Raw genomic sequence first — 20,139 nt, forward strand, 5'->3', positions numbered from 1 at the left:
ACGTTTCTCGGCATAGACGGTTCTCGCAATCAACCCCCCGAAAGACGGACCGAGGAAGTGAACATGACGCCACGTGCCTCTCCGTCACCCGTGACCTCAGTCGCGGGGTAAAGTGGAGGTCACGTCTAATCAAATTGCTGCTGGCGTTTGTCTGTGCGCCACAAGCGTCTTTCGTCGAGACGAATCCCATCCCGAGAAGCCGCACGCAAGCCCCACTCCCAGAGCGCCGCAGGCGCTCAGGGTGGGGTAGTTGACTCCGATTTGCTTCCATACCAAGTATTCTCACACGAATTCAGACTAGTCTCACTCAGGCCCTGCTAAACAAACCAGTCCACAATAATACACATCAAACGAACAATAAAAACACCCTCTACATACGAAGATCAACAACCGGACAACACCAAGCTCTCAGTGACACATGTATACGGATAAATATCCTCAAATCTAATGTACCAAAACAGAATTTAAGAGCTATTTGGAACATTTAGCTGGCAGAAAATCTGTTTGAACACCCAAAGATTGGACTCTCAGAGAAAGAGATTTTTCATCATCCACGAATAATTTTCCAAAAACAGTTTATTCGTCTCAAAAGCACCTCTCAACTTGTCTCGTACAAGTGATTCGAACTGAGTTTATTGTGTGGTTCCACAAAACATCTTAAAAACAATGGAAACGTCTCAAAAGAGCGTGTGATTGCCTGATAGGATTCATACCTATGAAATGTAAATAAAATTTGGATTCTATCTGATAATTTTTGTGGTGAACCATTTCGGTGTAGAACCCATACGGAATACTGCGGTTAGTAGTTGTATAAGAATAGTCGACAGGTCGTGTATTGATATTCAAAGACGGTCGTGACCGGATTAATCCAACTACACAAAGATTTATTCCGTGTTAGAGTCTACAGTCGGTATGGAGGAACCGCGCCCTGAACAGACCGCAGACGCTGACGAGCGCGTTAAGTCGCCGGATTTCGATTCGCTGACGCCACCCGAAGAGCTTGTTCGAGGAGATCGAACACGCGATGATTTCTTCGATGCTATCCTTGGATTAGACAGCCCGTCGACGGCGAGCGAAGTTGCTGAGCTCGCAGGTCACGGGGTTGATGCCGCCCGAGAGTACTTAGAGTGGTTCGAACGGATGGGGATCGTCAAGCAAGTCACTGATTCGCCAGCAACGTACCAGCGGAATCAAGCGTATTTGAACTGGCGGCGCGTGCAAAAACTTCGAGACCAGTACACATCCGGGAAGCTACTTGAGTTCTTGAAGACCGAAACCGAGCGTGACGAAGCGTATACCGAGCAGTTCGGTGTTACAGCTCCTGAGGCCGTGTCAATCACGAGCGCTGCTGCAGACACTGATCGTTCGGTGGAGGATGTGTGGGAGGCCGTTTCAGCGTGGAAAACAACTCAGCGACGGATTACGTTGCTCGAACGAGCACTGGCGAGTGGCGCTGGTGATCACGTCGATCAGTCGACTGCCGTATGACCGGCACGGACGACCGTGTCGGATCGGCTAATGAGGGGAGTGGTGCGCCGATTGATTTTGAACGGCTGGCCGTGATCAAAGAGCGATTCGGTTCCGACAGGCGGTTTCGTCGAATCGATGAACAACCCGAGTTCGCACCGGATCGGTTGGTGTGCGTGTACGATCCTAAATTCTATCCTGAAAGCGTTCAGACGTCCCGATTAGAGATTGCGTGGTACGAGAACGGTGACTTCTCGCTGCATTACCACGAAGACCACGGTGACGATGCCTTCGATCATCGGTGGGACCGACATCCCTCAACTCATAACACGCTAGATCACATCCATCCGGGTCCGGATGCACCGACACCAGGAACAGATGCGACACATCCACGCGATTGGCGTGACGTCCTTTCGATGGCTCTCAACGAGATCGAAAACCGCCAACGAGGATTCTGGACTGAGTAACTCTTCATCCACAGACACTCATTTGACCTGCGTTGCTTCTATTTTTGAGTTATGTGCCGTTCCACGAACGAGTGAGAATAGCTGGTACTGGTTTATAGCTTGAATTTCTAGATTTCGTATAGTTCGTTGGTTTGGGTAGGAGAATCCTTTGAACCGTACTTGGCAGGTGGACAATCATCTGGGTAGTTTAAGTGGTAAGGCTACGTATTAGCTATTGTAAGCGGCCGAAAACCGCACTTGGGCGAGTTTGGATGTGTTCGAAACACCTCATCATCCGCTGATGGATAGAGGCCTTTCGAGCCGAGGACCAGGGTTCGAATCCCTGATCGAGCATTCTCTCAGCACTGTTCCATTGAGCGAGGGCTCCGTCGAGCCAAAGTGACTTTATCAATGCCGTGAGACAATCAATCATGACCGGCGAGGATATCGACGACGTCGACCGGGCGATCCTCCAGGCGCTCCAGGAGGACGCACGGAATATGTCGTCGGGCGACATCGCGGAGCGAACGGGGACCTCCGGCAGTACAGTCCGCAAGCGTATTCAGCGGCTCGAAACCGACGAGATCATCAAAGGCTACAGCGCGGAGATTGATTATCAGAAATCCGGCTATCCGCTCCGAATGTTGCTGTTCTGTACGGCCACGATCCCCGAACGCGGGGAGCTGATTCCGGAGATCCTCGCCATCGACGGCGTCGTCTCGGTCCAGGAGCTCGTCACCGGCGAGCAGAACCTCCTGGTCATGGCTGTCGGGGAGACCGACAGCGACATTACACCAGTCGCCCAGGAGCTGCTCGATATGGGCCTGACCGTCGCCGACGAGGTGCTGGTCAGAAGCCACGAGACCACGCCGTTCGGCGGCTTCGACCCCGAGTAATTCTGTCGCCTACAACACAACGCGGTCGACGTCGAGGGCGGTCGCCCGCCGCACAACCGCCTCGACCGGGTCGGCGGTCCCCACGAGGTTGTCCGACTCGCCGTCCAGGACAAGCAGTGCCGCCCGGCGGCCGGGTTCGATGACGCCGCAGTCGAGCCCGGCGATCTCCGCGCCCGCGGTCGTCGCCATCCGGAGGACCGCCCGTGAACTGACATCGAACTCCTTGGCCGTGTAGGCCATCTCACGGAACATCGACGGCTCGTTGAGCATGACGTTGTCCGTCCCCAGCGCGACAGTCGTGTGATCGAGCAGCTCGCCGATTGGCGGGCGGCCGACACCGAGCACGGAGTTCGCGCGGGGACAGACCGCGATCGGAATCGACTGCTCGTCGACGCGGTCGAGATGTGGCTGCTCCGCGTGGACCATATGAACGAGGAGCTCCGGTTCCAGATCGATCGCCGGGTGGATGTCCGTGGCGTCGGGTTCGCCCGCATGAATCGCGAAGGGGGCCCCTGCCTCACGGACGGCAGCACGCTCGGCGGAGAAGTCGGCGTCGTTCGCGCCGCTCGCACCGAACCCGTCGGCGACCTCCAGGACGGCAGGATCGTCACTGCCGAAGATGAACGCGTCGACGTCCCGCCCGTCTTCGGCCGCCCGGAGCGCCCGCGCGCCTTCGAGTCCCGACTCGCGGAAGTCGAGGAACGCCGCGGTTCCCGTCTGCTCCATGAATCCCATCGTTCGGCCCATCGCCTCGACCAGCTCCTCGCGGCTCGCGGCGGCCAGTCGTCGGTGTTTGCGGCTGTCGGGTGGAGCGACCGCCTCATCCAGCGAGAGGCCGACGGCGGCCTCCTTGGCGACAGAATCGCCGATGTGGGTGTGGGCGTTGACGAACGCGGGGAGGATGATGGCCGTCGAGTCGGTGTCGACCCGTTCGACGGCCTCGATCCGCCCGTCGTCGACCACGACACGGCCATCGATCGGTTCAAACGACGCTCCCGCAAGGATCGTTCCCTCGAACTGTTCCATACAGTGTGGCGCAGTCGGATCACGATATGGGTTTCTATATCTGAATATCGAACAGATCGGTAGAATTATGTCCGAATGGAGACCGATATGACTTCGAACAGGTGATTTCGAGTGGACCAACCGACCGGTCGAAAAAAAGAGGGTGCGTCCGGATGACTGACGACGGTCTCGACTCGCTTTTGGCGGGACTCGACGCGCAGACTCGATCTCCCGCCGAAGATGGTCGTGTGGACGCCGAATCGGGGACTGCACTCGTCGTGTCGTGTTCGATGAGTCACCGGCCGGAGCTGTCGCTGTGGCCGATCGATTCCTCCTGGACCACCCACCGGGTCACGACACTCGGCGGCGTGAGCTGGCGCAGCCGGGACGGCCAGCGGGTCGTCGACGGGACGGTGACCCATCTCGTTGACGAGCGTGACGTCAGCGCCGTGATCGTCGTCGGACACACCCAGTGTGAGGTGATCGCTGACCTCTACGAGCGATGGCTCGCCCCGCCCACACGGGAGCCAGCGGGGATCGAGTCACGGTTCGGGCCACTGGAGTCGGTTGTCGACGACGCCGTCGAGGCTGGCGTTGTTGATCGGACGACGCCGCTTCGCTCTGCACGCCACCGCCTCGTCGAGTGTACCGTCGTTCGGGGGGTCGAACTGTTGGCCGAACAGCTCCCGTCGACGATCACCGTCGCGGGCTACGTGCACGATCAGGACGGCGTCTACGGCACGTTCCCCGGAAAGCGGTATCTGGTGGCTGTCGACGGCGACACTGACACTGCCGAACTCGCTGCCAGACTCCCTGACGACGAGTCGATCCCCGTCGGGAGTCTGTGTCAGTGAGAGTCCCCGGCTATCCGTCGACCGATTACCACGTCTGTGAGAACAAAAAACATAATGTTCTTTGATGCTATTTTTGCCGAACAATCTGGGAGGATAAAAGGATTTAATACACAGTTTGTTCGTATAGAGTAGTGAAGGCGACGGCCTCCATTCAACCGGGTGTTTCGCAACGCGCCCGGTTGTCGCAGGCGGTCGGTGACAGAACCAAACGATGAACCAACAGGATCAGCTGACGACGGTTGGATCGCTTCCGAACAGGACGCCATCGACGGGGCCACTCCCGGCGACGCTTACGCGGGTCGTCTGGCTGCTGTGGGTCGCGGCACTGGGTGTACTCGGCCTGCGGGTTGCGACCGGCGAGAGCTGGTCGTTGGCGGGTGTGATCGCCGTTGATGGCCTGACAGTCGTGATGTGGGTGGCGGTGACCTTTTTCAGCGGAATCGTTCACAGCTACTCGCGCCGGTATCTGGCCGCCCACGACCGCGTCGATCGGTTTTTCGCCACCGTCTTTGGCTTCACGCTGGTCGTCCTGGCACTGGTCGCGGCCGACCATATCGCGCTGTTCGCGCTGGCGTGGGTGGCGATGGGCCTGCTGATGGCCGAGTTGATCGGCCACGTGGAGGGATGGCCGCAGGCACAGGCGGCGGCCTCGCTGGCCCGTCGCTACTTCCTCGCCAGCGGCGGGCTGCTGGCCGTTGCCCTTGCCGTGCTGTGGTCGGCGACCGGCACAACCACCGTCTCCGGAATCGCGGCGGCGGCAGACACGATCCCGCAGACGATGTGGCTCGTCGCCGCGGGCACGCTCCTGTTGGCGGCGATGATCCAGTCGGCGCTGGTGCCGTTCCACACCTGGCTGTTGGCCTCGATGACCGCCCCGACTCCGGCGTCGGCGCTGATGCACGCCGGGTTCGTCAACGCTGGCGGGGTGCTGCTGGTTCGCTTCGCGCCCGTGATCTCGGTCGACGCCGGGTTCATGCTGCTGGTCGTGGCCGTCGGCGCGGCCAGCGCGCTGGGCGGCAAGCTCCTGAAATCCGTCCAGGCCGATATCAAAAGCCAGCTCGGCTGTTCGACGGTCGGCCAGATGGGGTTCATGATCATGCAGGCGGGGCTGGGATTTTTCGGCGCGGCGATCACCCACCTCGTACTCCACGGCTTTTATAAGGCCTACCAGTTCCTCTCGGCGGGCGAGGCGGTCGATCAGACCAGCCCGACCGACACCGGCCACGCTCCCGACTCGCTCGGCGCGGTCGGCTTCGTCGTCACCGTGCTGACGGCGCTGGCCGGTGGCGTTCTGTTCGCCGTTCTCACCGGCAAGGGAACGAGCCTCGACAGCGGCCTCCTGTTGGCGCTTTTGGTCGTGTTGACGACGCTGCATGCGACCCGCAACGCTCTCGCCCAAACATCGGTCCCACTGTCAGCGCGCTACGGCCTCATCCCACTGGTGTTCCTGCCCGCCATCACGCTTTATGCGGCGGCATACAACGCCATCGCGGGCGTGATGAGCGGGACGATGCTCGTTTCGGCCCCCGCAGAGCTGACAGTCGTCCACGGCCTCGTCGCGGCGGCATTCGGGGTCGCCTACATCGCAATCGAGACCGGCCTCTACCAGCGCAGCCAGCGACTGTATGTCGCCCTCCTGAACGCAACTCAGCCACCAGCCAGCACTGTCCTGACTTCCACGGAGGACTACAATGAGTACTAACACCACGATCGAAGACAGCATCGACCACGCAGCAACCGCGGTCGGCGCGGCGTGGCCGCTCCCCTCCTTTGTGACGGCCAACCCGCTGGCCGGTTTCGAGGACCGACCGTTCCACGAGGCCGCCGCCGAGGCCGAGCGGCTGTTCGGCAGCGACGGCTACCCCAGTGCTGAGGTGTTCCAGGCGGCCTTCGACGAGGGACTCATCGAGCGCGAGCTCCTGGAGACCGAACTCGCCGACTACGGCTACGACGCCTCGCCCGAGGCGCTGCTGGAGCAGCTGGCTGCGGCCGATGCCGACGCCGAAACCACGGACTCCGGTGACGACCCCCAGCAGCCGGTCGATCACCTGCTGACCAAGTGGCTGGCGGCGTTCCTCGACCAGGGCCACACCGAGTGGTCGATGCCGAACCGCGAGGACGGCTTTTATAACGCATTCCGCGCAGTGGCTCGCCACGACGGCGAGATTCCCGACAGCCGAACGATTGCCGACCTGCCCGAAGACCCGATTGCGGCCATTCAAGAGGTCCTCGCCGAGCACCACATCGGCGACTGGTCGGCGATCTTCGAGTACCACCTGACGGCGCTGCCGGGGTGGACCGGACTCATCAAACAGCAGGCCGACGGCGGGGACGCCTGGCAGTCGGCGTATCCGATCTCGTTGGCCGACTACCTCGCGGTCCGTCTCGTCGTGGCTGATCTCCTGGACGCCCCCATCGAGCCACCGGCCGAGTGGGCTGCGAGCGACGAACCGAGCGACGGGGTTCCGCTGGCCGAAATCTGGCTAACTGCGTGGGAGCGCAGCTACCGCGGGGAACTGGTCGAGGCCGTCGCCGAAGCCAGCCAGTCGCAGGCTGATTCCGGCGACGATGGCCGCCCGGACGCACAACTCGTCTTCTGTATCGACACCCGCTCGGAGATTATCCGCCGCCACATCGAATCGACTGGCAACTACGAAACCCACGGCTACGCCGGCTTCTTCGGCGTTCCGATGCGCTACGAGGGGTACGACTCCGAGGTGAGCGTCGATGCCTGTCCGCCGATCGTCGACGCTCAGCACCGCATCACTGACCGCCCCACGGCGGGCCACGACAGCAAACACGACGCCCACGACCGCTGGCACGACGCCCTCGGGATGGGCAAAGACGTCGTCAAAGCGCTCAAATCCAACGCTGCGACGGCTTTCAGTTTCGTCGAGAGTGCTGGCGCTGGCTACGGGGCCGCGCTGGCTGCCAAAACGCTGGTGCCCGACCGCTTTGCGGCGGCCAAAGATGCGGCCGACAGCGCGCCACACGCCCACGAGTTCTGCGAGCCATCGGTCGACTACAACCCCGACGGGGTACACGAGCTCCGCGAGGGGCTGACCCACGAGGAAAAAGTCGAGTACGCCGAAACAGCCTTCGAGTTCATGGGCTGGGAACAGTTCGCTCGCCTCGTCGTCTTCACCGGCCACGCCAGCGAGACGTCGAACAACCCCTTCGACGCAAGCCTCGACTGCGGGGCCTGCGCCGGCAACCCCGGCGGGCCGAGCGCCCGGGTGCTGGCGGCGATCTGCAACGACGAGGACGTGAAAGACGCACTCCGTGCCCACGGCCACGATATCCCGGAGGACACCGTCTTCCTCGCCGCCGAGCACAACACGACGACCGACGAGATCACGCTGTACGACAGCGCGGTCCCCGAGAGCCACGCCGACGATCTCGACGGGCTACAGGCCGATCTCGAAACGGCTCGCGCTGGAGCAGCCACCGAGCGCGCCGACTCGCTGGGCGCAGGCGGCGACGGTGTCGCAGCGACCGACCGCCGCGCGGCCGACTGGGCCGAGACCCGCCCCGAGTGGGGGCTGGCTGGCAATGCTGGCTTCGTCGTCGGGCCGCGCGATCTCACGGCCGACTACGACCTCGACGGCCGGGCGTTCCTCCACTCCTACGACTGGGCGACCGATCCCGACGGCGAGGCCCTTGAAGCGATCATGGCCGGGCCGATGGTCGTCACCCAGTGGATCAACAACCAGTACTACTTCGCTACCGTCGACACCGCGGCCTTCGGCAGCGGCTCGAAAGTCACCCACAACCCGGTCGGCAACGTCGGCGTCTATCAGGGCAACGGCGGTGACCTGATGACCGGCCTGCCGCTCCAGTCGGTGATGGCCGCCGACGGCCAGCCCCACCACCAGCCGCTCCGCCTCTCGACGGTGATCCACGCACCTGTCGAACGCGTGACCGAGATCCTCACCGACAACGAGAACGTCGCCGAACTCCTGGACAACGGTTGGCTCTCGCTGACGGTCGTCGACCCAACCCAGGATCACAGCGCATTCCACTATGCGGGCGACCTCGAATGGACCGCTGTGGATGCCGACGAACGGATCACGGAGCCGATAGCGACGACGACGAGAGTAGCTCCCACTGCCGACGACTAGCCTCGCTGACGCCTCGCCAGCGTACGGCCCCCACTTACCCGTCACAACAGACGGTGTAGAACACGTCGCTCGTCAGGACAGTTTCGAGTTGGTCGCCGAGTTCCGCGGCTGACTCGTAGGGACCGAACTTGCTCACTGTCTCGCCGTCGGCTCGGAGCGTAAGCAGCCAGTGGGCCGCCTCCTCGGGGCCCTCGTACTGGCTGATTTCGAGTTCTCGGTCGGGGAGAGTGATCCGGTAGCCGTCGGCAGTCTCGGTGAGCGTCCAGGAGACAGTCGCATCGAGGGTTTTGTCGACCGTGGTGCGAACCTGCTCCTCGACTGCTGATCGGCTGTCGACGGCCATTATCGAATTGATCGTGCTCCCAACCCATAAAGGCTCAAGAGTCAGCCCGTCTTTGGTCCCCCTATGTCCGACCGACTCCTCTCAGTCAACGCCTACACGACCCTCGACCTGATCGACGGCGAGGCCGAGGCCCACGACTTTACCGAATCGGCCTATGCCGTCGTCAACGCCACCGCGCCGCGAAAGAAGCCCGACCACGTCAAACTGGAACTGGAGCTCGACAACGCCGAGTTGGAGCACCTTCCGGCCCACGCCGACCGTGTTCGGCTTACGCCGGAGCAGGCCCGCGAGCTGGCCTCGGAGCTCGAACGGTACGCCGCCAAAGTCGACTCGTATCTCGACGAAAGCGAGGATTAGGGCTCCCAGTCGACGCGCTCGCGCCACTCGTCCTGTTGTTCGCTCTCGGTGATGTGGTGGTCGCCGTCTGCGAGGTCGGCCCGGATCCGGTCGTCGAAGTCGGTGATATCCGAGAGAAAGCCGTGGCGGAACGTCTCGACGACCTCGTAGGTCCACATATCGTCGACCGCCCCGGAGGGGAGATGCTTCTCGCGGAGTTCGTCGGCGAACTCCTCGTGGCCCGCCTCGCGGAGGGCCTCCTCGGCGCGGGCGAGTTTGTCCATCGCGCGGCCGACTTTGTGGTGGAACGCGAGAAGGTCGCCGAACCCCTGATAAATGTGTTCGGTCGCGTGCTGGATGTCGTGGAGGGCTTTCTTTTCGGCCGCCGAGAGATCAGGGTCGTCCTGGTCAGCCATAGGCTTGTCTTGGGGCTTGCGAGCTAAAGGGCTGATTCAGGCACCGAGACAGGTCTGTCGACACAGAACGTCGGACAGAAAAGCAGTGACCGTCGACCAACGCAGATCGGTCTGAGAGGCAGTTATATCAGCGAAATACGGTTATCAGGGAGTTGTATTCACTATTATTTCAAAAACTTTTTCCATGCAGGAATCAATATCCGAATCCGTTATGAACCGTGATACGCACCAGCTATGGCTGCGTACCGGGTCTTTCAACAACTCCTCACGCGCCAGTTCAACGAGGGGTGAGTAATGATGAACTCGATACTGGACGGACCGGCTCGCTCCGAGCCGATCCGCGTGTTGCACGTCGACGACGAACCGGATTTCGGGGACCTCGTTGCGCTGTATCTCGAACGGATCGATCCCGTGCTACAGGTGACTACCGTGACGAACGTCGAGGACGCTTGGACTCATCTCGAAGAAAACACCGTCGACTGTCTGGTCAGCGACTACGAGATGCCCGAGACCGACGGTATCGAGCTCCTCCGGGACGTCCGCGAGGAGTATCCGAACCTCCCGTATATCCTCTTTACCGGGCAGGGAAGCGAAAAAGTCGCCTCGGAGGCGATCTCGGCTGGAGTGACCGATTACCTCCAAAAATCGGGCAACAGGGAAGTCTACGAACTGTTAGCCAATCGCATCACACAAGCCGTCGGACACAGCCAGTCCGAGCGGTACGCAACGCTGGCCCGCGAGCAGTTGCAGTCGCTGTTCGACCAGATTGATGGTTTTTATGCGGTCGACGGCGAGTGGACGGTCACCTACTGGAACGAGCAGATGGCCGACCGAACCGGGTCGACGCCCGAGGACGTCATCGGCGAGCCGTTGTGGGAGGTTCATCCGACCATCAGCGAGACGGGGGTCGAAGACGCGCTCCGGTCGGTCTCGGAGACGGGCGAGACCGTCGAAACCGAAGCCTATCTCGAGGCGGCCGATCGCTGGGTGACGATCCGTGCCCATCCGGTCGGCGACAACGTCTTCGTTCATTCGACCGACGTGACTGGGGATAAACGCCGGGTTCAGGAGCTCACGCGGCGTAATCAGCGGCTCGAATCGGTCGCTCGGACGCTCTCGCACGACCTCAAAACACCACTCAACGTCGCTGAAGGCCGACTCGAACTGGCCGAAGAGACCGGCGAGCTCACCCACTTGGAAACAGTGGCCTCGGCGCACAACCGGATGCAGAACCTGATCAACGAGCTGTTGCGCATGGCCCGCCAGGAGGAGTTCGAGAAAACGACGGTCGAACTCACAGAACTGCTCACGGAGGCGTGGGCGTTTGCGGAGACCGGCGATGCGGAGCTGCGGATCGACGTCGCGGAGACGGCCTCGCTGCGGGCCGACGAAAGCCAGCTCCAGCGCATCTTCGAGAACCTCTTCGAGAACGCCGTCGAACACGGCGATGCCGAGCGGATTACGGTCGGCTCGGGGATGAGCGAGACGGCTCTGTACGTCGCCGACGACGGTAGCGGCTTACCCGAAATCACCAAGGATATGTTCGAGTCGGGGGTGACGACCGCCGACGAGGGTACGGGCTACGGTCTCTCTATCGTCAAGCAGATCGTCCACGAACACGACTGGGAGATCGAGTCGACGACCGCCGCGAGTGGCGGGGTTCGGTTCAATATCAAGGGTATCGAGAGTCTCCAGTCGGCGTCGGTGGATGCGGTGTCGACGAAACATACCGGATAATCCAACAAACGAGCCAGTAGGTTGGCCGGTCGCACAGCCCTCAACACTCGATTGTCTCGCCAAGCTCCGGAGCTTGCGCCTCGTACCCATCTTCACGCAATTCCTCGGCGAACGCCGCACACGAATCACCGTGGTTCACCAGCACCGTCGACCCCTCATACTCACTTAAAAAGGACCGCAGCCCATCGTGATCGGCGTGCGCCGAGAAGTCGAACAGATCGGTCTGGGCCGACACCGGATAGATCCCACCGTTGAGTTCACAGCGGCCCGTCTCCAGGAGCTCCCGTCCGGGCGTCCCCTCGACCTGATACCCAGTCAACGAAATTCGATTCACCGGGCCGGTCCGGATTTCAGGGATGTAGGTCATCGCCGGGCCACCGGAGAGCATCCCGCTGGTGGTGACGATCACCGTGTTCTGGTCGGCGATCCGCTTGCGCTGGCCGTCCCGTCCGGTGACCTCTCGGGCGTGGCGGGCCGCGCGACCCAGGGCGTCGCCGTCCCGCAGGAACTCGGGGTACTGCCGGAGCATCGACAGTACTTCGGTACCCATCCCGTCGACATAACAGTCCAGATCATGGGCTTCGCAGACCAGCAGCAACTCCTGGGTCCGGCCGATGGCGAACGCCGGGACGACAACCGTGCCGCCCTCCCACATCGTCGTCCGGGCGGTCTCCGCAAACCGCGATTCGACCCCGCTGCGGTCGTCGTGGCGTACGTCGGCGTAAGTCGACTCACAGAGCACCACGTCCGCCTCGGGCCGCGCTGTCGACCCCTCTAGGAGCCGGGTGTCGTCCGTGTGGAAATCAGCGGTATATAAAAGGCGAGTGTCACCGTCGTCGACGAGCACGTGCGCCGAGCCGGGGATGTGGCCCGCATTATAAAAGGTGATCTCGTGGCCCGCCGCCTCGAAGGTCTCGGCGTAGCCGTGGCGGGTGTCGACCTCGCCCATCCGGGCGACGTGTGTTTCAGTAAACGGACACTGCATGGTACCCCCATGCAGTTTCAGGGTGTCACGCGCGAGAATTCGAGCGAGTTCGGCAGTCGGCGGCGTCCAGTGGATTTCGGGGCGTTTCGAGCCCGACAGCAGCGAGGGAACCGCGCCGACGTGGTCGAGGTGGCCGTGGGAGACGACGACTGCCTCGGGCTCTACGTCGCCGACGGGGTACTGCGGTGGGGTCGCAGTGAGGGTGCCGTAATCCAGGAGAAGCCGATCGTTGACGAGGATCGCGCTCCGGCCGACCTCTCGTGCCCCGCCGAGAAACTGCACATCCATTACTGGTTTGTCGCCGCTGCAGACGTTTTCATCCGTCGGTTCGCGTACGTGCTTACGTTCCCGACTCCTGCAGATACAACAGCGAAAGAACGAACGAAATACCGCCCGCAACCCCTGATAGTACTACATTCGATAACAACGGTGGCGAGAGAACAGTCAGAACAACAAATACTGTTGTCTATATCGCCACAATCACCACCATATTCAGTACCGACAACTCTAATTCGATCGCTGTCACGAATCCAACCTTTCTGACAATCATATAAAAATTCACGATAGCTAATCAACTGTGCTGAACGATCTTCCAGACCAACTCCGGAAAAGCGTCCGCGCCACAGTCTGTTGATACCGGGCTCGGTCGTTGGCTACCGCTCTGGGACCGCGAGGAGGGCGGGCAACGCTACGTGTTCACACCCGATTCGTCGTTTCTGAGGAAGCGCACCGAGAACCGTTCGTAGCCACCGTAGGCGACATCGAGCGCGCCCATCCACCAGTTCCACCGCTCGATGAGATCCGACCCTTCGGGGGCATCCTGGAGATGATCGACAAGCTCGTCGACGGTCAACTCCCGGCCGCGATCCGCGACGACCTGCCCGGAGTCGACGAGGTCTCGGACCTGGCGAGTGACGACACGGAGTTCGGCCTCACTGCCGCCGAACTCCTCGTTGAGGGTGTGTGTGAGGCGATTCGTGTCCACACCTACTGGTGGGGGCTCAGCGGATAAGACGCTCACGAATTCGTGCTACGGAATCACATCACAAACAGCAACGAACGACGAAACCAGCCGGAGGCTATCCGGGAACTACTGGTCGGGTTCGGCCGGTTCGACGCCCGCCAGTCGCATCGCGTTGCCGGTGACCCCGAGGCTCATCCCCATATCGCCGATGACGATGGCCATGAGCACCGAGACGTAGCCCAGCGGCGCGCCGACGCCGAGCAGGAGTTTGACCCCCAGGCTCGACCAGATATTTTGCCGGATGACGCCGCTGGCTGCGGTCGACAGATCGTAGAGATACGGCAGCCGACTCAGCTCGTCGGCCATCAGCGCGATGTCCGCCGTCTCTAAGGCCGCGTCGGTCCCCGCTGCTCCCATGGCGATCCCCACGGAGGCGGTCGCCAGCGCCGGAGCATCATTAATGCCGTCGCCGACCATCGCCACGCCACCGTCGTGGGCTTCCCGGAGTTCTTGGACCGCATCGACCTTCTCCTCGGGCAGCAGATCTGCCCGCACCTCGTCGACGCCGACCTGCTGGCCGATCGCCTGGGCTGTGCGCTCGTTGTCGCCGGTCAGCATGACGACGCGCTCGATGCCCGCCTTTTTAAGCCGGTCGACGGCCCACGCCGACTCCGGCCGGACGGTATCGGCGATAGCGATGACACCCTCCAGTTCGTCTTCGGTCCCGACGAGGACGACCGTCTTCCCCTCGCGTTGGAGTCGGGGGATCGTCTTCGAGACGAGATCGACGTAGCTGCCGTGTTCGCAGGCTGCCAGTTCCTCCTGGAGCGTGGCTGCGTCCTCGCTCTCGCCCGCAGCGAGATCGGCAGCAACGCCGCCGTCGGCCTCCAAATGGGCGTGTTCGAGATCGAAGCCGAGGTCGGCGAACAGCCCCGGTTTGCCCGCGTAGTGGGTGACCCCGTCCAGCTCCGCACGGACGCCCTCGCCCGTGATCGCCTCGAAGTTCGTCACGCTCCGCCCCTCGCGCTCCGACAACTGGTGGTCGGCGTAGTCGACCACGGCGTCGGCGATCGGGTGCTCACTCCGCCGTTCGAGGGCCCCGGCGCAGGCCAGCACGTCGGATTCGCTGTTGCCGTTGAGCGCGATGACGTCGGTGACGCCGAGATCGCCCGTGGTGAGCGTCCCGGTCTTGTCGACGGCCACCGCCTCGATCTCGCCCATCGCTTCGAGGTGGGTGCCGCCTTTGATCAGGACGCCGTTGCGGGCCGCACTCGTCAGCCCCGAGACGACCGAGACGGGCGTCGAGATGACGAACGCGCAGGGACAGGCGACCACCAGCAGGGTCAGCCCGCGGACGAACCACTGGGTGAACGGCCCGCCGAACAGCAGCGGCGGGATCGCCATCGTCGCCAGCGCGGCCACGACGACGATCGGGGTGTAGACCGCTGCGAAGCGGTCGACGAACTGCTCGGTTTCCGTTTGCTGGCCCTCGGCGGCCTCAACGAGTTCGATCACGCGGGCGATGGTCGACTCGTCAGCCGGGGCAGTCGCCTCGATCTCCAGATAGCCCGCCTCGGTCAGGCTGCCCGCGTACACCTCGTCGCCCGGTCCCTTGTCGGCGGGGACGCTCTCGCCGGTAATTGGGGATTCGTCGAGCGCGCTGTCGCCCTCGCGGATGATCCCATCGACCGGGACCTTCTCGCCCGGCCGGACGGCCACGCGGTCGCCGACGGTTACTTCCTCGGCGGGGACGACGCGTTCCTCGCCGTCTTCGAGGATCGTCGCGGTTTCGGGCGACAGTTCCATCAGTTCCCGCAGGGAGCCGCGGGCCCGATCCATCGAGTAGCGTTCGAGCAACTCGGCGATGCTAAACAGCACCGCGAGCGTGGCGGCCTCGAAGGGGAGATTAACCGCCAGCGCGCCAAGGATACCGCCGGTCATCAGCAGGTCGATATCCAGGCTCCAGTTGCGGATCGAGTAGTAGCCGTTCCGGACGATTTCGGTACCGGCGACCCCGGCCGCGGCGACGTAGGCCAGCCAGTCGAGTCCGAGTTCCGCGCCGAGGACGGTCCCGATGGTCGCGTTCGCGCCGGGGACGAGCCACTCGAAGGTGATCCCGACGAGCATGAGCAGGGCTCCAAGTCCGGTCCGGATCGCGCGGCTGCTTTTCCAGACCGCCCTCGGCTCGTGTGGTGTCTCGTCGTCCTCGATCTCGTAGCCAGCGGCTTCGACGCGGTCGCGGATCGCCTCGGGCGTCGCCTTCTCTGGGTCGTAGCCGACGAGCAGCGTCCCCGAGGTGGGTCGGGGATCGATCTCGCCCACGTCGAGTTTCGAGACGCTCGACTCGACTTTGTTTGCACAGGATGCGCAGTCCATCGACGGCACCGACAGCGAGACGGTTTCAGCCGCCTCGCTCGGCCGACCGGCTGTCGCACCGCTGTCGACCGAGGCGCTACAGCTGTCGCTGTCACAACAGCTGTCGGCCGGCTCCTCGATGGCGTCATCTGCAGTCATTACTAGGGCGTAGCTGCTCGAAGGTTATTAACTCAACTGCTAAAACAGGGGGTTAGTTGCTAGAATAATTGGCTATCAGGGACCTCTTTTTAATAATATGTCCGGAGGATTCGTCGAGACAGGGGTAGTTGGCTGCCCCAGCGGTCGCCGTCGGGCTTTTGCTCTGGGACCGCCTACAGCAGGTATGACAAACTGGCGAGCGGTCGGTATCGGCTTTCTCGTGATCGTGATCACAGGTGCCTTGGCGACAGGATTTCCTGTTGTCGGCCACATCGGAGCCGGGATTATCGGCGGGCTGGCAGCGGGCTACGTCGCCGGTGGCGGGCTGATGAGTGGTGCGTGGCACGGCCTGCTTGCGGGCTCGGTTGCCGGACTCGTACTCACGGTCGGCTTCGCGGTCGTGGTGGGCGTGTTGGGATTAGCTGGCGGGCCACTCGGCGGCGCGCTCGGCTTCGGCGGCGTGCTCGTCGGTGGGCTAGTCGTGACGCTTATTTTCGCCGTCGACAGTGCCCTCGCTGGCGCACTCGGTGCCGTCTTCTCGTGACTCCTGGACGGTTACAGTCCGAGCCCGCAGGCGTATTCGAGCGTGCCGAACCCCTGTCCCATCGACTCTCGATTTATGTGCCGTCCCTCGATCTCGCCTGTTAAATCATCCATCCGGAACAGGTACTCGTTGTAGCTCCAGTGGCTTTCGGTTAGCCCGCCGAGTATGGGGCGGTCGATGTAGTTGCGCGCGTGACCGTAGCTGGTCGCCGTGAACGCCACCCGGTTACCGTCGCCATCGCTCACCTCGACCTCGAAATCCGGGTGCGGGCCGCCGTCGAACACCGGCTCGATGGTCGCCGACTCGAACTCGACGATCCGGTCGCCGGTGGCCGAATCCCACAGGGCCGACTGCCTGACAGGGAGCGTCGACCGCTCCAGGCGCTTGGAGTCGAAAAAGCGATAGCCCCGCCGGAGCACCTGCGGGCCGAGGAACGGTATAAACGCCGAAAACGCCGTCCCGTCGGGGAAAAACGCCCAGATCCACTTCCAGGGGAACAGCGGGAGGTTGAGACAGACGCGCTGGAAGTAGCAGATCCCCTCTAACTGTTCGGGGCCGTCGGGGAGGTCGAACTCGCCTTCGAACTGCATCCGTCGCCAGGCGACGAGATCCATGCCGCCGACCGCGGTGTCGGTATCCATCGCCTGGACCGGCGAGTCGACGCGGTTTTCGAGGTCGCCCCACGCCTCGAATCTCGCCTCGCCCTTTTTTCCGGCGAAGTGGGCCTCCAGTCCGAGTGGCCGGTCGGCTGCGTCCCGGATTTCGCCGCCGCGCCTGGTTCCGTCCTCGCTTTCTGCCCACGCCGTGATCGACCCATCGGGCGAGAGCCGTGCGGTGGCGGGTTGATTGACGAGGCCCTCCTGGACCGCCTCGTCGTCGCCGTACCAGCCCACCGAGATCGCGCTGAACTCGTCGACACCTCCCACAACCGAGCGGTCGAGATCGAGTCCAGCCATCGGGATATCGTTGACCCGAATGTCGTCGCCTGCACGCGAGGCGATCGAAAACATCAGCTGTTCGGGACCGTACCCTTCGTCGCCCTCCGGAAACAGGATGAACCACCACCACGACGAGGAGGTACGGTTCTGTCGGTCGGGATACTGCGTCCAGATGCGGTCGACAACGCGCTGGTGGTCGGCCAGCGAACGCTCCGGGACGGGATCGCTCATTGGCTTCGTCTCAAACCGGCTGGTGATAGGCTATTCGTTCTCGGGTGACTGTCGCGGTAGAAGCGTCACCGGTCGAGGTATTCCTGCTGGATGTCGACGATTTCCCCCGAGTCTTCACAGTCCGCGTAGCGTCGGAGGGGTTCGTCGTTGAGCTCCAGGAACGTCTCGCCCCACGTGAATTTCGAGAGGATATCCTCGGCCTGCTCGCGCTCGCCGAAAATACAGAGGGCCGCGGCGAGCGCTTCGACAGTTGTGAGTTGCATCGGTCGACCGAAGTTGACGGGATTGGCGGCCACCAGATACGGCAGCGCGCGGTGCTCGCCAGCCAGGGAAAATTGGGCCTCGCCCGCGGATTCCCACGAGCAATCCAGGGCAACGAGTGCGCCGTCCTCGGCAACCAAGCGATCGGCAGGCGAGAGGGCCTGCTCGGCGTGGGGGTTGAGGACGATCCCGTAGGGGGTGGCCCGGTGGCTACGGTGGAGTTCAGCGCGGTCGAACTTGGCCAGCTTCCGGGCCGTACACTTCTGGGGGTCGTCGTCGCCCTCGTACCGGATGTGGAGGTCCACAGTGGCCTCATTTCGGTTCCCGACCGCTAAAAACGGCGCGTTCGAGATCGGTGGCGACCGACTCGGCCGGGGAGAAGCCTCTTTGTTGATCCACCCCACCGGCGAGTATGGATCAGTCGACGCTCGTCGCCGACTACTACCGGTGTCTCGATGACGACGAGTACGAAACCCTGCGGTCGATCCTTCACCCCGAGTTCGTCCAACAGCGCCCCGACCGCAGCTTCGAGAGCCGCGAGGCATTCGTCGAGTTCATGCAGACCGGCCGCCCCAATACCGATACGACCCACCGCGTCGACACCCTCCTCGAATCGGCCGAGGGTCTCGCGGCCTCCGGCCGACTGTTCGATGCGGCGGGCTCCGAACTGTTCGCGTTCATCGACGTGTTTCGGTTCGAGGAGGGGCGAATTCGAGCGGTCGAGACGTTCTCGTAATCCTTTTTTAATAGAGGTCAGACACGCTGAACGAGTTTCGAGACTGGCGTGAAAAACAGGAACACGACCAGCCCGGGGAGGACGATCAAAGCGAGATCCGCACTCACAGATCCAGTTCCCAATTCACGATAGGTAACTACTACTGAAAGCCCGATTGAGACCGCAGCAAACGCCCACAGAGCCGCGGATTTTAACGATTGGAACTCGGCGGTCATCTCTGCCTCGGTAAGACCCATATTGATCCCGATGACCGCACCAACTGGTATCCCCCATATCGTCGCAATTCTCGGTGGCCCAGTAGATCCGATGAGCACGGACACAACGCTCCCAACGCCTGCCATCACTGCGAAGATCGCGATATTGTATTTAAGCAGCCGCATCTCCAAATAATTCAACAAATTGGTTGATAGGCGTTCCTATCGACCGACATCTACTCCCCACGAGCGGTCTCTTTGATAAGTGCTGCCAGCCGATCGTAGAAATCCGGTTCATACTTCGTCGCGGCGTCGACCGTCGGCCGGGCGTTGGTCTCGTTGACCACGAGCCGGTCGGGGGTCTCCAGGAGGTCGACACCTACATACGAAATCCCAAGCTCCACGGCGACCTGCTCGGCGAGCCGCCGATGCTCGGCCGGTAGCTCCACACCGGTCGCCGCCGCGCCGCGGTGGACGTTGTGTTTCCACCGGCCCTCGCCCAGCTCTTCGGGCAGCCGACGTTCGACCGCGCCGACGTACTCGCCGTCGACGACCATCACCCGGTAGTCTCGTGCGTTGGGGAGGTACTCCTGGAGCAGATAGGATTTGTCGCCGGTCGCCCGGTAGTCGTGGACGAGATCGAGGTAGTCGACGATCCCGAGCAGCGAGTCCACATCGCCCGCTTTCGCAACCCCGACTCCCCGCGTTGCGGAGTTGGGTTTGACGACCACCGGAAACGAGAGGTCGGAAACGGCCTCGGTGACGACCGACTCGTCGACCGGGTTCGAGAGCATCACCGTCTCGGGGACCGGCAGGTCGGCCGCATCGAGAGCGGCGATCACGCCGCCCTTGTTGCGGGAGGTGAGGACTGCTTCGCGGCTGTTGACCCACGGCAGATCATAGATGGCGTCGACCGCGGTGCCCTCCATCAGCCGACCGGGAAAGACGAAGCCGACATCGAAGCGGTCGGCGGGGTCGACTGGCTCGCGGTCGGTCAGTCGGATCGACCGCTCTTTGGCCTGAAGGTGGCCGACCTCGATGCCGCGGTCGGCGAGTGGCTCGCGGAGTCGGTCGAAGGTTTCGGCGGTGGTCGAGACGGCGAGCCGGAGCATACGCTCGCGGTTCGAGGGAGACGGCAAAAGTGGTGCTGG

Annotated in this window: 20 protein-coding genes; 10 read left to right on the plus strand and 10 right to left on the minus strand. The window is 62.5% G+C overall.

The window, feature by feature from the left end:
* The first annotated feature begins 912 nt into the window (after positions 1–912).
* From NO877_RS12340 to NO877_RS12350, 3 genes are all read left to right on the plus strand, one after another.
* Positions 913–1,488 carry a DUF7342 family protein gene (locus tag NO877_RS12340; RefSeq protein WP_256396653.1) on the plus strand — a complete coding sequence of 192 codons (576 nt, stop codon included), beginning with the start codon at positions 913–915 and terminating at the stop codon, positions 1,486–1,488.
* Positions 1,485–1,934 (plus strand): toxin-antitoxin system TumE family protein, encoded by a 450-nt coding sequence (locus tag NO877_RS12345; RefSeq protein WP_256396654.1) that lies wholly within the window; start codon positions 1,485–1,487, stop codon positions 1,932–1,934. Before NO877_RS12340 ends, NO877_RS12345 begins: the two co-directional genes overlap by 4 nt.
* Positions 1,935–2,344: 410 nt before the next feature.
* Positions 2,345–2,809 (plus strand): Lrp/AsnC family transcriptional regulator, encoded by a 465-nt coding sequence (locus tag NO877_RS12350; RefSeq protein WP_256396655.1) that lies wholly within the window; start codon positions 2,345–2,347, stop codon positions 2,807–2,809.
* A gap of 9 nt (positions 2,810–2,818) precedes the next feature.
* On the opposite strand, the gene NO877_RS12355 is transcribed toward NO877_RS12350, so the two are convergent.
* Positions 2,819–3,835 carry an amidohydrolase family protein gene (locus NO877_RS12355; RefSeq protein WP_256396656.1) on the minus strand — a complete coding sequence of 339 codons (1,017 nt, stop codon included), beginning with the start codon at positions 3,833–3,835 and terminating at the stop codon, positions 2,819–2,821.
* Positions 3,836–3,987: 152 nt separating this feature from the next.
* Here NO877_RS12355 and NO877_RS12360 point away from each other — a divergent pair, with 152 nt between their 5' ends.
* From NO877_RS12360 to NO877_RS12370, 3 genes are all read left to right on the plus strand, one after another.
* Positions 3,988–4,668, plus strand: coding sequence for a PadR family transcriptional regulator (locus NO877_RS12360; protein ID WP_256396657.1), 681 nt, complete (start codon positions 3,988–3,990; stop codon positions 4,666–4,668).
* A gap of 211 nt (positions 4,669–4,879) precedes the next feature.
* Positions 4,880–6,370 (plus strand): proton-conducting transporter transmembrane domain-containing protein, encoded by a 1,491-nt coding sequence (locus NO877_RS12365; protein ID WP_256396658.1) that lies wholly within the window; start codon positions 4,880–4,882, stop codon positions 6,368–6,370.
* Positions 6,360–8,789, plus strand: coding sequence for a DUF2309 domain-containing protein (locus NO877_RS12370; RefSeq protein ID WP_256396659.1), 2,430 nt, complete (start codon positions 6,360–6,362; stop codon positions 8,787–8,789). The genes NO877_RS12365 and NO877_RS12370 overlap by 11 nt, the downstream gene beginning before the upstream one ends.
* Before the next feature lie 34 nt (positions 8,790–8,823).
* Here NO877_RS12370 and NO877_RS12375 read toward each other — a convergent pair whose 3' ends face one another.
* Positions 8,824–9,132: a hypothetical protein gene (locus NO877_RS12375; protein ID WP_256396660.1), complete on the minus strand. Its 309-nt coding sequence runs from the start codon at positions 9,130–9,132 to the stop codon at positions 8,824–8,826.
* Between the two features lie 63 nt (positions 9,133–9,195).
* Between NO877_RS12375 and NO877_RS12380 the strand changes: the two genes are divergently transcribed.
* On the plus strand, positions 9,196–9,489 hold the full coding sequence (locus NO877_RS12380; RefSeq protein WP_256396661.1) for a DUF6360 family protein: 294 nt from the start codon (positions 9,196–9,198) through the stop codon (positions 9,487–9,489).
* On the opposite strand, the gene NO877_RS12385 is transcribed toward NO877_RS12380, so the two are convergent.
* The gene (locus tag NO877_RS12385) at positions 9,486–9,884 is read right to left on the minus strand and encodes a hypothetical protein (protein WP_256396662.1); all 399 of its coding nucleotides are present in this window, start codon (positions 9,882–9,884) and stop codon (positions 9,486–9,488) included. The genes NO877_RS12380 and NO877_RS12385 overlap by 4 nt on opposite strands.
* A 294-nt stretch (positions 9,885–10,178) precedes the next feature.
* Here NO877_RS12385 and NO877_RS12390 point away from each other — a divergent pair, with 294 nt between their 5' ends.
* Complete coding sequence (locus tag NO877_RS12390; RefSeq protein ID WP_256396663.1) at positions 10,179–11,621, plus strand: response regulator; 1,443 nt, start codon at positions 10,179–10,181, stop codon at positions 11,619–11,621.
* Positions 11,622–11,661: 40 nt separating this feature from the next.
* On the opposite strand, the gene NO877_RS12395 is transcribed toward NO877_RS12390, so the two are convergent.
* The 3 genes from NO877_RS12395 to NO877_RS12405 all read right to left on the minus strand — a co-directional run bounded on the left by NO877_RS12395 (position 11,662) and on the right by NO877_RS12405 (position 16,084).
* On the minus strand, positions 11,662–12,894 hold the full coding sequence (locus NO877_RS12395; protein ID WP_256396664.1) for an MBL fold metallo-hydrolase: 1,233 nt from the start codon (positions 12,892–12,894) through the stop codon (positions 11,662–11,664).
* 400 nt (positions 12,895–13,294) lie between these two features.
* Positions 13,295–13,591 carry a WNWW family protein gene (locus NO877_RS12400; protein WP_256396665.1) on the minus strand — a complete coding sequence of 99 codons (297 nt, stop codon included), beginning with the start codon at positions 13,589–13,591 and terminating at the stop codon, positions 13,295–13,297.
* Positions 13,592–13,696: 105 nt separating this feature from the next.
* Positions 13,697–16,084: a heavy metal translocating P-type ATPase gene (locus tag NO877_RS12405; protein WP_256396666.1), complete on the minus strand. Its 2,388-nt coding sequence runs from the start codon at positions 16,082–16,084 to the stop codon at positions 13,697–13,699.
* Between the two features lie 184 nt (positions 16,085–16,268).
* Between NO877_RS12405 and NO877_RS12410 the strand changes: the two genes are divergently transcribed.
* Positions 16,269–16,628: a DUF5518 domain-containing protein gene (locus NO877_RS12410; protein WP_256396667.1), complete on the plus strand. Its 360-nt coding sequence runs from the start codon at positions 16,269–16,271 to the stop codon at positions 16,626–16,628.
* An 11-nt stretch (positions 16,629–16,639) separates the two neighbouring features.
* Here the strand turns inward: NO877_RS12410 and NO877_RS12415 are convergent, their stop codons facing one another.
* Both NO877_RS12415 and NO877_RS12420 read right to left on the minus strand, forming a co-directional pair.
* Positions 16,640–17,797 (minus strand): hypothetical protein, encoded by a 1,158-nt coding sequence (locus NO877_RS12415; protein ID WP_256396668.1) that lies wholly within the window; start codon positions 17,795–17,797, stop codon positions 16,640–16,642.
* Between the two features lie 65 nt (positions 17,798–17,862).
* Positions 17,863–18,363 (minus strand): DUF367 family protein, encoded by a 501-nt coding sequence (locus tag NO877_RS12420; protein WP_256396669.1) that lies wholly within the window; start codon positions 18,361–18,363, stop codon positions 17,863–17,865.
* A gap of 107 nt (positions 18,364–18,470) precedes the next feature.
* On the opposite strand from NO877_RS12420, the gene NO877_RS12425 reads away from it, so the two are divergent.
* Complete coding sequence (locus tag NO877_RS12425; protein WP_256396670.1) at positions 18,471–18,794, plus strand: nuclear transport factor 2 family protein; 324 nt, start codon at positions 18,471–18,473, stop codon at positions 18,792–18,794.
* 17 nt (positions 18,795–18,811) lie between these two features.
* Here NO877_RS12425 and NO877_RS12430 read toward each other — a convergent pair whose 3' ends face one another.
* Both NO877_RS12430 and NO877_RS12435 read right to left on the minus strand, forming a co-directional pair.
* Positions 18,812–19,174, minus strand: a complete 363-nt coding sequence (locus NO877_RS12430) for a hypothetical protein (RefSeq protein WP_256396671.1) — start codon at positions 19,172–19,174, stop codon at positions 18,812–18,814.
* Between the two features lie 50 nt (positions 19,175–19,224).
* Entirely contained in the window at positions 19,225–20,100 is an 876-nt protein-coding gene (locus NO877_RS12435; protein ID WP_256396672.1) for an ATP-grasp domain-containing protein, read from the minus strand.
* Between the last annotated feature and the right edge of the window lie 39 nt (positions 20,101–20,139).

The organism is Halohasta litorea (assembly GCF_024494645.1).
Classification (GTDB): Archaea; Halobacteriota; Halobacteria; order Halobacteriales; family Haloferacaceae; genus Halohasta; species Halohasta litorea.